Annotated in this window: 14 protein-coding genes and 1 pseudogene; all 15 read right to left on the bottom strand. The window is 44.0% G+C overall.

What is annotated here, in order from left to right; translation table 11 throughout:
* Positions 1-31 precede the first annotated feature (31 nt).
* On the bottom strand, positions 32-607 hold the full coding sequence (locus KVG29_RS05930) for an indolepyruvate oxidoreductase subunit beta (protein WP_252227322.1): 576 nt from the start codon (positions 605-607) through the stop codon (positions 32-34).
* Between the two features lies 1 nt (position 608).
* Entirely contained in the window at positions 609-2,336 is a 1,728-nt protein-coding gene (gene iorA / locus KVG29_RS05925) for an indolepyruvate ferredoxin oxidoreductase subunit alpha (protein WP_252227321.1), read from the bottom strand.
* A gap of 293 nt (positions 2,337-2,629) precedes the next feature.
* The gene (locus tag KVG29_RS05920) at positions 2,630-2,803 is read right to left on the bottom strand and encodes a DUF1540 domain-containing protein (RefSeq protein ID WP_252227320.1); all 174 of its coding nucleotides are present in this window, start codon (positions 2,801-2,803) and stop codon (positions 2,630-2,632) included.
* A gap of 81 nt (positions 2,804-2,884) precedes the next feature.
* Positions 2,885-3,526: a D-sedoheptulose-7-phosphate isomerase gene (locus KVG29_RS05915; protein ID WP_252227319.1), complete on the bottom strand. Its 642-nt coding sequence runs from the start codon at positions 3,524-3,526 to the stop codon at positions 2,885-2,887.
* A 97-nt stretch (positions 3,527-3,623) separates the two neighbouring features.
* On the bottom strand, positions 3,624-4,595 hold the full coding sequence (locus tag KVG29_RS05910; protein WP_252227318.1) for an ROK family protein: 972 nt from the start codon (positions 4,593-4,595) through the stop codon (positions 3,624-3,626).
* Positions 4,596-4,702: 107 nt separating this feature from the next.
* Entirely contained in the window at positions 4,703-5,797 is a 1,095-nt protein-coding gene (locus KVG29_RS05905; protein ID WP_252227317.1) for a Gfo/Idh/MocA family protein, read from the bottom strand.
* 82 nt (positions 5,798-5,879) lie between these two features.
* Positions 5,880-7,052 (bottom strand): glycerate kinase family protein, encoded by a 1,173-nt coding sequence (locus tag KVG29_RS05900; RefSeq protein WP_252227316.1) that lies wholly within the window; start codon positions 7,050-7,052, stop codon positions 5,880-5,882.
* Between the two features lie 99 nt (positions 7,053-7,151).
* Complete coding sequence (scfB, locus tag KVG29_RS05895; protein ID WP_252227315.1) at positions 7,152-8,516, bottom strand: thioether cross-link-forming SCIFF peptide maturase; 1,365 nt, start codon at positions 8,514-8,516, stop codon at positions 7,152-7,154.
* Between the two features lie 230 nt (positions 8,517-8,746).
* Positions 8,747-9,700: an ROK family protein gene (locus KVG29_RS05890; protein ID WP_252227314.1), complete on the bottom strand. Its 954-nt coding sequence runs from the start codon at positions 9,698-9,700 to the stop codon at positions 8,747-8,749.
* Between the two features lie 158 nt (positions 9,701-9,858).
* Positions 9,859-10,401: pseudogene (locus KVG29_RS05885) on the bottom strand (serpin family protein).
* On the bottom strand, positions 10,401-10,913 hold the full coding sequence (locus tag KVG29_RS05880; RefSeq protein WP_252227313.1) for a serpin family protein: 513 nt from the start codon (positions 10,911-10,913) through the stop codon (positions 10,401-10,403). Before KVG29_RS05880 ends, KVG29_RS05885 begins: the two are co-directional and overlap by 1 nt.
* A 278-nt stretch (positions 10,914-11,191) precedes the next feature.
* Positions 11,192-12,577, bottom strand: a complete 1,386-nt coding sequence (locus tag KVG29_RS05875; RefSeq protein ID WP_252227312.1) for an HD domain-containing protein — start codon at positions 12,575-12,577, stop codon at positions 11,192-11,194.
* A 19-nt stretch (positions 12,578-12,596) separates the two neighbouring features.
* Entirely contained in the window at positions 12,597-13,394 is a 798-nt protein-coding gene (locus tag KVG29_RS05870; protein ID WP_252227311.1) for a GGDEF domain-containing protein, read from the bottom strand.
* Positions 13,391-14,371, bottom strand: coding sequence for a SpoIIE family protein phosphatase (locus tag KVG29_RS05865; protein ID WP_252227310.1), 981 nt, complete (start codon positions 14,369-14,371; stop codon positions 13,391-13,393). The genes KVG29_RS05870 and KVG29_RS05865 overlap by 4 nt, the downstream gene beginning before the upstream one ends.
* Before the next feature lie 60 nt (positions 14,372-14,431).
* A complete protein-coding gene (locus KVG29_RS05860; protein ID WP_252227309.1) occupies positions 14,432-14,803 on the bottom strand; it encodes an ATP-binding protein in 372 nt (123 codons plus the stop codon).
* Positions 14,804-14,824 lie beyond the last annotated feature (21 nt).

The raw sequence follows: 14,824 nt of genomic DNA, 5'->3' as shown, positions 1-14,824 counted from the left end.
AGCCATCAAAAACGATTATGATAACTCCAAACTATATCCAATTATATCCCCTGTGAAATGCCCTTAAATTGATTTCGAGTGTTTTGGGAGGAACAACCGTTTTTATGGCTTTCTCCCACATTTGAGGTGCAATATCCAACAATCGCGCCAGCACCCCAATTAAGACCATATTGGCCACCTTTATGTTCCCCAGCTCCTTTGCAACGGCCAGAGCGTCAAATAATACAGCACCAGGACAAACTTTTCGTATCTTGTCTTCCAAATCTTTGGGATACTCATACGCTCCCATTATCACTGACATGGGTTCTATCTCCTGAGAGTTTATTATAGCTCTACCCTGCTCTTTCAAAAAATGAATCCACCGCAGCGCTTCCATCTTTTCAAAAGCCAGCAGTATATCGGCAGTACCTGGCTCAACCAGCGGCGAAAACACCTTTGTACCGTATCTTACATGGGTGACCACGCTGCCGCCTCTCTGTGCCATTCCATGAACCTCGGATATCTTGACGTCATATCCCAAATCAACAAACAGGCTGCCCAGCACTCTGCTGGCAAGAAGGGTACCCTGTCCACCAACTCCTACTATGAGTATGCTTCTGGTATCCATATTATTCACCTGCCCTTCTTATTGCACCGAATTTGCAAACCTTAATGCACAATCCACACCCATTGCACAGAGCCTGGTTGATGTGCATACCATCGGGTTTTTTCTCGATAGCAGGGCAACCCAAGCGCAGACAAACACCGCAAAGCCGGCAGATATCCTCATCGATGGACAAAGGGGCTTTCATCTCCTTGGACAGCAGAGCACACGGACGCTGTGCAATGACTACAGACGGCTCTTCCCTCTGCGTCTCCTCCTTGAGAACCTTCTCCACTTCTTCAAGGTCAAAAGGATCAACCACCCTGACGTGCTCTATACCTATGGCTTTTATGAGGTTTACCAGGTTGAGCGGCGGAACAGCCTCACCTTTGATGGTACGCCCCGTCCCTGGATGGTCCTGATGCCCCGTCATACCCGTGGTGGAGTTATCCAGTATGACCACGGTGGAAGCCCCCTGGTTATAAACTATATCTATAAGCCCTGTGATCCCCGAATGTATAAATGTTGAGTCGCCGATCACTGCCACCAACCTGCGCGAGAAATCCTTCCCCCGCGCTTTTTCCATTCCATGAGCCATCCCCACGCTAGCTCCCATGCATACGCAGGTATCGATGGCCTCAAGGGGTGGCAAGGCCCCTAAAGTATAGCATCCGATATCCCCGGTGGCGTGAAGCCTGAGCTTTTTCATGACGTAATATATACCTCTATGAGGGCAACCAGGGCACATCACAGGCGGTCGTGGCGGAAGGTCCTGCGCTGGCCTTACGTCAGGCGCCTTGCCCGCGATTTTCTCCAGTATCATGTTTGCGCTCAATTCGCCCTGCACAGGAAATATCTCTTTCCCAATGACAGGAATTCCCCAGCTCTTGATTTGCTCTTCCAGCACCGGCTCGAGTTCCTCTAAGACACATAGCTTGCGCACCTTACTGGCAAACGATTCGATAAGCCTTCGCGGCAGGGGATTGATCATGCCCAGCTTTAAAAAGGAAGCATTGGGCAGTGCCTCTTTGGCGTATTGATAAGTTATGCCGCTGGCTATGATGCCTATCGAGGTATCTCCCATCTCGACGCGGTTTATCCACAAATCGTTGGCAGCTTCGGCCAAAGCCTTCATACGCCTTTCCACTTCCACATGGCGTTTCCTGGCCATGGCCGGCATCATAACGTTTTTATCGGGAAGCTTTTTGTATTCTTTAAGCGGTACGTGCGCCCGCTGACCCAGAGTCACAATGCTTTGTGAATGAGCGACGCGCGTAGTAAGCCTAATGAGCACAGGCGTATCGTATTTCTCGCTGAGCTCAAAGGCAAGCTTGACGAAATCCAAGGCCTCCTGGCTGTCGGCCGGCTCCAGCATGGGTACCTGAGATGCACGGGCGTAATAGCGGCTGTCCTGCTCGTTTTGAGAGCTGTGCATACCGGGGTCGTCTGCCACTACGATGACCAACCCGGCATTGACCCCTGTGTACGAAACGGTAAATAAAGGATCTGCCGCCACGTTGAGCCCCACATGTTTCATGGCTACCATGGCCCTTGCCCCGGCAAATGAAGCGCCAATGGCCACCTCCAGCGCAACTTTTTCATTGGGCGACCACTCGGCGTATATTTCATCATATTTCGCGGCAAATTCGGTGATTTCGGTACTGGGCGTGCCGGGATATGCCGTTGCCACCCTCACCCCCGCCTCATAGGCTCCTCTTGCAATCGCCTCATTCCCCAACATTAACCTCTTCACGTTATCCCTCCAAAGCATTTACTGTTTTTAAAATGATGTTTAATTCATGTGCTGTGGAGCTACTTTTTATATTTAGTACAGCCACTTTAAATGGCATGGCATTGCATTTTTGTCATTGTTGGTAGTTATTAATATTTGCCTGCCTCCAATAATTTTTGATGCAGATTGTTAATATAATACTTTAAAATTATAAATCAATCTACAAAAAAAAGAAAGGTCTAAACGTCAATTTTTAAACAAAAGGGGTATGTCCTAAAAAGGACATACCCCTTTTGTTTTTAACCTACAGGTGTTTATTTGTGAACAAAAGTAGCACAATCTGTTTCCTGGGTGGTTCGAGCGTTTCGCGGTTGAATCTCAATTTTGGCAGCCCCACAGTAGTCACCTTCCATATAGTAATGGCAGGTATTTACCACGCACTTGACCCCGGAAAGAGGCTGATTTCTTTTCTCTACTCGGCCTTCCATTTCATGCATCCCTCCCATAAAAAATTCTTTATCTTAGCTTTTGTATTACAGGAGGGTTTTATTCGCGTTGAAAATATCATATCAACCAAAAAAGTGTTCCTCTACCATGGCACAGAGAGCATGGTAAACCGGTAGATGTAATTCTTGGACGCGGGGCGTGGAATCAGCGGGCACCCGTATGGTCACATCGCATAAATCCTTCAGCTTTCCACCGCTTTTTCCCGTAAAGCCGATGGTCTTAATGCCCAGGGCACTGGCCAGATAGGCTGCAAATATTATATTGGGAGAATTGCCTGAAGTTGTCAATCCGATAAACACGTCTCCGGGCTTCCCGTATCCCAAAACCTGTTGAGCAAAAACCAGGTCTGCGTCAACATCGTTGACAAAAGCTGTAAAGATTGAAGACTGCGAAGTCAAGGCAATGGCCGGCAGTGCTCCTTGAAGTTTTTCAGCCAATATTCCCCCGAGGCTGGCATCTCTTCTCATGATGAGCTCCTTAGTGGCATCAGAAAGCTCCCTTCGCTTCATAAACCCTTTCATCAGCTCGCCTACTATATGTTCTGCATCGGCGGCACTTCCTCCGTTGCCAGCTATCAAAACCTTATTCCCGTTTTGGTAGCATTCAACCAAAATCTCGTATGCATTGAGTATATCGTCTTTGCATTCTTTTAAAACGGGATACCTATCAATTAACCCTTCAAAAATGCTCATAGGATTTCCCATTAGAAAACCCCCTCTAGTAAATTGATGCATTTTTGTAAAATTGCTAAAATTTAAAAGTATATTTTAATCGACGAAAAGCCATCGGTTATCAACTGTATTACACGATACCCATGGCTACACACAAACTTGCTAGATCCCCTATTCTTTCGCCCAGCCCGGCCGGCAATATCTCGCACGCCCTGTAAGAAGAAGGCAGTGCCTCAGCTTTTAAGGCTTCTTCTGCTGCGGGTTGAATGAACTCGCGGCACCTTGCAAATATCCCACCCAGTATTATGCGTTCAGGATTCAATATATCGACAAGTATGGCCAGTCCCATCCCCAGATACCTTCCACTGGTTTGCAAGATATGGATTGCAACGGGATCACCTTGAGAAGCACTCAGCCCCACATCCGCTGCCGTAATCGTCTGGGCTTTTTCTTCAGTGGGGCAAAACGCAACCTTCTCACCACGCCTTAATCTGGATATGATTTCATCGCGGGCCAGCTGTGCAATACCTCCACCGCTGCAGAAACCTTCAAATGAACCCGCCTTGCCATATCCCACGGGGCCATCGGGTGCAAGCCTTATGTGTCCCACTTCTCCTGCCATGTCACTGGCCCCTCTGTAAAGCCTCCCATTGAGTATCAGACCGGCGCCTAAGCCTGTTCCAAAAGTGAGGAATATCATATTATTGCAACCGCGTCCGGCTCCGAATTTCCATTCGGCAACCGCACAAGCGTTTGCATCGTTCTCTATAAAAACGTCCTTTTTAAATCTGTCCTTTAATATATCCACTATAGGAATTTCATCCCACCCTGGCAAATTGGGCGGAGACAGTATAAGTCCTCTTTTTGTATCAAGGGGTCCACCGCAGCTAATTCCTATGCTATTTACATTTTCTATATCAACAGACAGCTCGTCCAATATTTTGCCAACAGTTTCTATTATCTTCTCGATGACTTCATAAGGGCCCCCCTGCTCACGAGTGGGAAAAGCGTAGCGTCTGTATATCGTCCCGTTTTTGTCGCCCAGCACAACGGCACATTTAGTACCACCGATATCTATACCCAGCAGATAGCCACCTTCCATACGCCGATTCCCCTTCCTTTAAGCTCAGAAATTAAGAGGGAGAACCTTTTGTCCTCCCCCTTACTTGCCACATTTAGAGAAACCACATATCCTACATTATGATAAGCTTATTCGTCAAAATATATGGCCTTTCCTGTCTTAGCGGAGTGGTATATGGCCTCAAGGATCTCGGTCACAACCAGCGCTTCTTCTGGCTTGACCACCGGTTCAGTATCGTTTATTATGCACTCAATCCACATCCTAGCTTCCTTGTCACCAGGCGACTCAACTGCACTGGCATCGTAGAAATCTACTCCAGAAGCATCAAGGCCTGGTTTGGTTATATATAGCTTGCCGTATTTTTCGCCGTTTATACGCAGGCCATCCCACATGTCGGCTCCTGCCTCAGTTCCACACAGTGTGGTCTTGGCTTCGCCCACCATCAAGGTGTTCAATGCCCAGCTGGCTTCCAAGATGATGGTTGCCCCATTTTGCATGACTATGAAGCCGAATGCAGAATCCTCCACGGTAAACTTCTTGGGATCCCATGGCCCCCAAGCATTTGCAGCGTTCTCACGCTGAGAAAGTTTATGATATACAGTGCCCATAACGCTCTTCACTTTGTAATTGTTCATCATCCAGAGGGTCAAATCCAAAGCATGGGTACCTATATCGATGAGCGGCCCTCCGCCCTGTTCCTCTTCATCCAGGAACACGCCCCAGGTGGGAACTGCACGGCGCCTTACAGCATGAGCCTTTGCAAAGTATATCTCGCCCAACTCCCCATTTCTGCACAAAGTATACAGGTACTCTGCATCCGGCCTGAAACGATTCTGGTAACCAATGGTCAGCTTTTTGCCTGTACGCCTGGAAGTTTCAACCATTTTGCGAGCATCGGCCGCCGTCTTAGCCATTGGCTTCTCACACATGACGTGTTTACCTGCTTCAAGGGCATCAACAGTTATGTAGCCGTGAGACTTATTGGGAGTGCAGATATGTACCACATCTATCGATTTATCTTCTAGAAGTTTCCTGTAGTCGGTATAAACCTTGGCATCCTTTGATCCGTATTTAGCGGCTGCTTTTTCAGCCCTCTCCTCTATGATATCGCAAAATGCCACCATCTCAACGCAATCCAGCTTAGCCAGCCCCGGCATGTGCTTGCCGTTAGCTATCCCCCCGCATCCTATAATTCCCACTCTAACCTTATCTTTGCAGCCCATTATTAACCCTCCCTATTTATTTTGGTAAAATTACATTTTCCATGATAAGATATTACCATATTGGAAGTCTTTTTTCAACAGCTTAAATTTTTTGCGATTTACCGGATTCCCGCTGTTTAAGCTTCATTCCCAGTTTTATAAACCTGAACATTCGATCAGCGGCATCTTTCAAAAGCTCTTCAGCTCTCTCTACAGCCTCATCCAGCAACATAGGAGCGTTCACGGTGGGCATAATGCCATATATTCCATAGTCATACACTTTTTGCGCCCCTGGCCCCATCCCACCTACTATGGCGACTACTTTAATCCCTTTTATGCTACAGCGCTTGGCTATTCCAACGGGCACCTTTCCGTATACAGATTGCCCATCAATTCTGCCTTCGCCTGTTATTACCAGGTCTGCTCCCTCGATTAGCTCATCAAACTTTACATAGTCCAGAACGGTCTCAATACCCGGCTTTAGTACGGCACCAAAGAAGGCAACAAGTGCAGCACCAAGACCTCCTGCTGCTCCTGAGCCTGGGATCTTGCTCATATCCATCCCGGTTGTCTCTTTGATTAGCCGTTCGTAGTTTTTCATTCCAGACTCCAAAATATCGAAGGTCTCTTCAGTTACCCCTTTCTGCGGGCCATACACAGCGGTAGCCCCGTCAGGTCCTGTAAGGGGATTGCTCACATCGCATATGACGGTAATATTGCTTTCTTTAATCCGTGGATCTATATCATCCAGGATGATTCTATCGATAAACTGCAGCTGTTTGCCGCCACGTCCCACTTCTTTACCCCACCTGTCCAGAAATTTAACTCCCAGCGCCTGGGCGGCACCAATTCCACCGTCGTTGGTGGCACTACCGCCAATCCCTATGATGAAATCCCGGATACCTTCATCGAGCGCCGACTTTATGATTTCACCAGTGCCATAGGTCGTAGCATTCAATGGATCCCTTTTACCGGCCGGGATAAGGGGCAGCCCAGATGCCTGCGCCATTTCGATTACCGCTGTTCTGCCGTGAATTATGCCGTATTTTGCTTTAACTCGCATCTCTGGTAACGGGCCCATTACTTCAACTGTCCTGTACTCACCTTTGGCGGCTGTAACAAGCGCATCCACCGTTCCCTCGCCGCCATCGGCAATGGGAACCTTTATCACCTCCAAAGGTGAAAAGTGCCGCTTTGCCACCTCTTCCAGATGTTCAATAACTTCCAGGGAAGAAAAAGTACCTTTAAACGAATCAGGCGCTAAGACGATTTTCAAGATTCACACCCCTTTCATAAGCTTTTGTGATACCTAACATGTTTGTTACCCTACCTATTTTAAAATGGCAACGAAAGGCACAATCATTATCTCAAACCGTTAAGCGCTTTCAAGGGAAAGCGCTACGTCTATCATAAGTGCACATTCTATCCTCTTGCGCTGCATAATACATGCCAGCTCGTTTGGGATGTCGATGCTTCCGTTTGTAAAATATGCATTGGCATGACACCCTCCAGAACAAAAATATTTAGCCCAGCAATTCCTGCACTTTTCCTTTGTCAAAATATTGCACCTTTTAAACTGGCCGGACCATCCTATTGGGTCATCTATGCCACTGAATACATCTCCCATTATAAACTGGGGTTGCCCAACAAATTGATGGCAGGGATAGAAATGTCCTTCCGGCGATACCGCTAGATATTCAAACCCTGCACCACAGGCTACAATCCTCCTTTGCACACAGGGCCCTCCATAAAGATTTATGTTGAAATGGTAAAATCTGAGCTTGTTCCCCGTCTTTATATAATCCAGTATTCTTTTGGCCAACCTCTCATACTCGTCGAGAATTACGGGTATATGCTCGTGCGTGATGTGAAATGGTTGACCACTGCCCACCACCGGTTCTATCGATACCTCTTCAAAACCCAATCCAGCTATATGGAAAACATCCTCAGCAAAGTCTAAATTTCTATTTGTAAATGTCCCCCTTATGTAATAACTCTTACCACCTCTACCGCTTACCAGTTGTCTGGCTAAGGCCACAATCTCGTCATAGCTTCCCTCTCCGTTTCTGTAGTACCTCATGGCATCGTGGATGTTTTTCCTGCCATCAAGGCTGATGACCACGTTGTCCATGTTTTCGTTGATATAGTCGATCTTTTCCCTATCCAAAAGCGTGCCGTTGGTGGTTATGGTAAAATAGAATTTTTTATTATATCGCTTCTCAAGCTCTTTACCGTAAGCAACAGCTTTTTTTATCACTTCAAAGTTGATCAGCGGCTCTCCTCCAAAAAAATCCACCTCTATATTTCTTCTGTTTCCGGAATTTTGGGCAAGGTGCTCCATGGCTTTAAAAGCCACTTCTTCAGGCATGAGCCTTCTTTCGGAACAGTAGCTCCCTTTAGAAGCAAAGCAGTACTCACAGCTTAGGTTGCAATCGTGAACCACATGAAGGCATAGCGCTTTTAAGCCATTGCTGTTCTCTAGCTGACGGGAAAGAAATGTTTCATCCAGTTCAGGACTGTATAGCATTCCCTGTTCTATAAGCTGTTCAATCTCTTCACATGCCTCTTTAACGCTGTCTACTCCAAATCTATCCCCAAACTCCTGAATTGCCCTGTCTGCCGAAAAATCATCCGGAAAAGCCTTTAAAATTTCGTATGCAATCTTGTCAAGGCTGTGTACGCTTCCGCTGTTGACGTCCACGGCGATGTAAAGTCCATTCATCTCAAAAGCATGTACCACTCTTAAGCTTCCTCCTTACACAAACATTATAAAAGGTTTACCTGAATAAGAGCTTATCATCTGCTTTAGGCAGCGAGTAATAATACCAAGTTAATGATATCACCAAACGCCAAACTTGTCTATTAAAAACAAAAACAGAGGAGAACATATCTAACTTTAAAACATTCTCCCCCGGGTTTATTCAAAAATATACAGCAACTTTTCTCTGTAATTTTAGCAGTCGTGTCAATTTAGTACATTTTCCCCAGCATTGCTGCACCCACTATGCCCGCATCATTACCCAGCTGCGCGGCAACTATCCTGGTCTGAGGTACACCCTCAACAGTATAGACCTTTTCGCTTACTAACTTCCTGAGCGGCGCCAGTAGGTATTCTCCCTCTTTTGAAATTCCACCGCCTATGGCTATAATTTCTGGCTGGAATATGTTTATCACGTTTGCAAGACCCTCGGCCAAGTATTTCATATATTCCTCTACGATCTGCAACCCAACCTTATCTCCCTGTCTTGCGGCATCAAATGGAGTTTTAGCATTTATCTTTGACAAATCTCCGTCAACAAGCTTGTTTATCAAGGAATCAGGATTGGCAACAGCAGCCTTTTTTGTTTCACGTATCAAAGCGGTGGCAGAAGCGTAAGCCTCCCAGCATCCCTTTCTTCCGCAGGTGCACTGCTCACCGTCAACCACAATTACCATGTGTCCCATCTCGGCGGCAGCATTGTTAAAACCGCTGTAAACCTTGCCATCTATTACGACTCCTGTGCCCACGCCCGTACCCAGCGTAATTGTGACTGAGTGCTTTGCTCCCTTGCAAGCACCCGCCACGCTCTCAGCAAGAGCGGCCACGTTGGCATCATTGTCAAGATAGACAGGAAGGTCTATGTACTTCTGCATCTCAGCCCGCATTGGTACATTTCTGAATTTAAGGTTGTTTGTATACACCAGAATGCCTTCCTCGTTGTTAGGTGTTCCCGGGCTCCCTATTCCTATGGCTTTTACTTCCTTTAGAGACACACCCGAGTCCTTCACCACTTTCAACGAAAGCATGGCCATATCCTTGATTATTTCAGGATATTCCCTTTCATTTAAAGTGGGAACGCTATCCTTATGGATAATCTTTCCTTCTTCATCAACCAGCCCTACGGCTATATTGGTTCCCCCAAGGTCAATCCCTATGTAATACATCCCCTATGCCTCCCCAATTTAACGAATTTCTATACCAAATAATACAATATGTTAATATAAAAAACAATATAAAAAACCCTTAACCTTAGAAAAATCTTTCGGTTAACGGCTAATAATGCAATTAGATATAGTTATCAATTCTGGTTAAAACTAACTATTCATACAACAAGATCCACTACTGCTCCTACAAACAGTATAACACCCGTTAAATTATCACATACTACAAACACAAAAGGCCTATCCACAACCATCCTGAATCTATCCAACGGCATGCCTTTTGTCATCATCTCGACCGAAGTAGCACCTCCGGCTTCGGTGCCCTCTTCATTGATTTCCACAAATGCTTTATGTTTTACACTACCTATATAAAGATTGTGATTTAGATCTACAGGATGCATTTTACCAAAATTTGCTTTTTCAGAATCAAAAGCCATACCCATTCCAAATTTCTCCAACGCTTTCTCCATTTTAGCCTCGTATTCGACTTTGAACTTGGGAAGCCCTATTTCTCCCTCGGTTTCACTTAGGGAATTCATCTATGTCTTCCAGTTTTCTAAATTGATGCTTTGACATAAATCCTTAAGACTTACTCCTTCATCAGGTAGAATAATCACCATGCTTATCCTGCCTTTTCCGTAAGGAAGGCTAACAACTTGGAAGTTATTCCCTTTAAAATAGGGATATCTGTCTGATTGAAACATCACTTGACAGCTTTTTGTTGTACCGCCATCAAGAATAAAGGGGACTTCCTGCGTCTACTCCGGGTTAAACTTGTTTGCTCACCCACCTCGTAAAAGGAAACCCCTTCTCTTACCCAGATAGAATTGGCAATGGATATTTTTATATTGGGATCGGGGTTTTGCAGTATGGTCAATAAATCGTAATTAGCTTTGTTGACCTCTTCTATGCTCATGTTTTGCAACTCCAAAGCCTGGGCCATAGCTTCTTTTGTTTCGCCGTCGGCACCGTTGTACGTCATAGTTAAAGCCAGGGCTATACTCGCAGGACAGATAAACACGTTATCCTTTACCTGGTCACCAACCAGCTGGTTGAACAACTTAAAGCTAAACCTGATGTTTGCCTCCACCAGCCTTTCATCCACCTTTTCCGCAGGAGGTGGAAGTTTAGAGCCAGCAATAAAAGCCCAGTTCATCATGCTGCATGAACTCAACACCAACGCAATAACAAGAGCAACAGCACACATGCACGTCATATTCTTTATTTTTTATTTCCCCTTTTTTTAAGAATGTATGCTCTCGAAAAGTCTGAGAGCTTTATTTTAGCTTGTTTGCAGGTTCGGCCTTGGGACTTCACCCCATAATTATTCTGCAAGGTTGCCCTACAAAATCAATCGTTGTGCCTATGTTGCTCAGCTGCTTTTCGAGAGTGTTCAAGAATATTGTTTTTACTAAAAATTTACAATTAGGAGGGGATGAAAAGTTTCATTTTCTATATTTTCTATAATGATTCTTTTACTGCCTCTGAGTTAAACTACTCTATATCGCGCCTTATAACCCGTCCCGTATAAATGTCCATCTCAATTTCCTGGTTATATGAGGGAAAATTACTCTGTTCTCTAACCAGTATTTTGGTACCTTTTATCTTCATCTTTACCTTGGAGCCCCTGCGCGTTATGCCTGCAGAAAGCCCATCGATCAGCCGGAAAAACCTGTGCATAACCAGCAAATAATCGGGGAAATCAGCAGGCAGTTCATTCTCGGCATGATGATGATACCTTATCAAGTAATATACCTCATCGTTTATGTCATATAACGACCTGCTTAAAGAAGCTCCCCTAAACGCATGATAAAAACCCTGCTCAAATACTTCTTTTGGATTTACTACGTCGCCCACCTTTAAATCGGGTTGTACTTTTCCGATGTCGTGAAGAATAGTGGCCTGAACCAGTGTATTCTTGTTCATGCCCGGTAGTTCCATAAGACCTTGTTTAAAGGTGTCAGCTAAAAGTTTCAGCATATTCACCACATGCCTGTAACATCCATCTTCTATAATACCAGTTATTTTTATCATACCGGTATTTTCATCATATTCATCCATATATTCCGGTATGGACTTCAGCCTTGCCTCTATGCGCTGGTCCGGAAGCATTGCCAAAAATGCAGTTTCTACTTCTTCCTGTATTTCTTTTATTTGGTTTAACAGGGTATATTCACGAGATACATCTATAAAAGCAACAAGAATGTTATTTGTTTTTTTATCTAAAGAATTAACTTCCATCCTGTAATAAGCTCCTGACTTGCTTTCAATTACTTTATCTTTGTATACACCGTTTATTAAGGCAGTTATTTCATCATAGTTTGAAAAATTTTCCGATAATATCTTTTTTGCAAGCCTGTTGCACTTAACTATTTTACCCCTCTCCCTGGAAACTAAGATAACACCAAAGGGCAACATATCTATCATTAAATGTGTAAAAAGAATAGTATTTTTAGCTAGTCTTTTCGCTTTAATCCTTTCATGTCTTTCTTGCTTATGAAAAGCACTGAGTTGATCTATCACATCCATAAATGAAAGCCCTCTGATTACCTCACCTTTTTCGTTCGTCAACAACAAGTGTCCCTCACGCTGTTTCAATCTCTCAACAATACTTTCAATATCAATTTTTTCAGGAAGTTTATCTTTTTCTTTTATTTCTACAGCAATATCCCCAGCTTTGATTTGAGCTGCTTTATCTCCTTCTTTCAGAAACCACTTTATTATAGATTTATGATCAATATATCCTTGTACTCCTTCTCCTTTTTGGACAATTACTAAATCCCCCTGACTGTTAATCAGCTTTTCGGCCACCTCTATTAAACTAGCATCCGCTGTGACTGTTGCTAAACTAACATCCCGTTTGCTAAAATTGCATTCCATACTTAAATGCCCTCACCCTTTAATTTTTAATCTGGCTATAAAATACAATCCTGTTCTTGCCCTCTTTCTTGGCCTCATACATTGCTGCATCTGCAAACTTTATAAGCTCATCCGGCTCCAAAGGACGATCGTCGGGATACACTGCACCCCCTATGCTGACTGTTATTTTCAACTTAAATTCTGAAAGCTCAGCATTCTCTATCCGTCTTCTTATTCGTTCAAGCGGATTTAATGCGCTGCTGCCGTCTGTTCCAGGAAGCAAAATGACAAACTCTTCGCCCCCATACCTCATTACCACATCCTCTTCTCTAAGGCTCTTCTTTATAATCGAACTTACCTCCTTTAAAATTTCATCCCCTACTATATGGCCATAGCTGTCATTAATGCTTTTAAAATTATCGAGGTCTACCATCGCTAGCGTAAAAGGAGTTTTTGTGGTCTGAGCGGTGGACCACACCTTGGATAGCATCTTTTCAATAGCCAGTCTGTTGTAAAGGCCTGTAAGCGGATCCTTTTCTACGCTTTCTTTCAAAGACAAAAGCAAAGCATCGGTTGCAATAAGTATTTGTGCAAGAAACTCTGTGGCCCTTTCTATATATATCCATTGAACCACGTCATTATCGTTTCTTATATTTAGCACTTCCTTTAGAACCTGATTGTGAATATCCAAAAGATTTGCTGCCTGTGCTAAAGATTCATCAAGTAACTTTATTAGATTTTGGTAAGCTTCAAACAGAACATCATCCTGACCACCCTTTAAGATAAACTTGGAAAGGTAGTTTTTATATTCATCAATAAATAGTCTTAAATCCTTCATGACCATATTCCCCCTCTCGCAACCAAAACGCTGGCATCATCTTCTTTTACGGAGAACTCCCGCAGTATTTTCTGTGCAGCTTCATCTACTTCCATGGTTTTGAGCCATTTCATATCAAATGTTGGAATAAACTGGTTCTTTATGCCATCGCTGCATACCACCAAAATAAAATTTGATGTAAGAATTGGCTCCTTAAATACCTTTAAGCTTACCGGCAATCTACCGATAATACCTGAGGTGTTCTTTAACTTTTTCGTAAGCCCTGTATCTACAATCCAACCTTTTATATTTCCTATATTTACATACTCAATTTCACACTCAGAAACAAATGCCATAAAAGCCGCACAACCACGTGTATCCCGCAGCAATTCCTCAAGACCGCTATATATGCGTTCTATACGCTCTTCATGAAAGCTATTTATATAGTCTTCGATCATGTTTGCGACAGCCCCAGCGCCTTTACCGTGCCCAAGAACATCAGCTAAAAATAAAAAAAATCTATTGCCTAAATTTCTGTATATACAGACATCTCCATTTTCTTCTTCCAAATAGTGCGGTCTGGAAGCTGTTCCAACTTGCAAAGCAGAACCCTTATTGTGACTCTCTGGCAAAAGAGAAAACAGTGCTTCTACTCTTAATCCCCCATCGGCTTTTTGTTCAATGACCAGCTTATCACAGCAATTTCTCGTTACATCCAACCCTATTCCAAGCCCGCTTCTTTTACTGGTTGACCTTCTTTCGCTTAAATTACCTTCATCCTCGGCAATAACTGCCAAAGTATTTTTTTCTCTTTTCAGCGCAATAAAACCCCTTCCCCCGTACTTCAATATATTAGTAGCAAGCTCCTTGGCTACAAGAACCAGAAGAGGAGCTGAAGATATATAAGAACAGTTTTGCTGGATATATCTATTGATCTTATATTCCAGGATAAACAAGTCTGCTTCTACCTTAATGTCTACCTTCAGCTCCTCCTTCAAATTGCTCTCCTCCTTTTTTCCACAACCACCACGGTACCTTCACCTACCTGGGACTTTATGTCAAAGCTGTCCATGAGCCTCCTTATGCCAGACAAACCCAACCCCAAACTCCGCTCGGATGTTGTATACCCCCCCCATTACAGCAAGTTCCACATTTTCTATCCCTGGTCCTTTGTCGCATGCAATGATTTCAATAGCTACCGTTTTATCTGAACCTATTTCTTTCTTTCGTATATAAATGTACCCTTCCTTTGCATATCTGTATATGTTTCTTGCCAGTTCTGAAACGGCTGTAGCGATTTTTGTAACGTCAGCAAGTGAAAAATTATTTTTTTGAGCGAAATTTTTTGCCATCTGCCTAGAAACTGCTATATCGTTTTCATCTTTTATCTTCAATACTATATCATAATCATAAGGATTTACATCAAGCATAAACATCACTCCATTTAAGAT

It is taken from the genome of Caldicoprobacter algeriensis (genome assembly GCF_023838525.1).
Classification (GTDB): Bacteria; Bacillota; Clostridia; order Caldicoprobacterales; family Caldicoprobacteraceae; genus Caldicoprobacter; species Caldicoprobacter algeriensis.
This window is presented reverse-complemented; position numbering and strand designations above follow the sequence as displayed.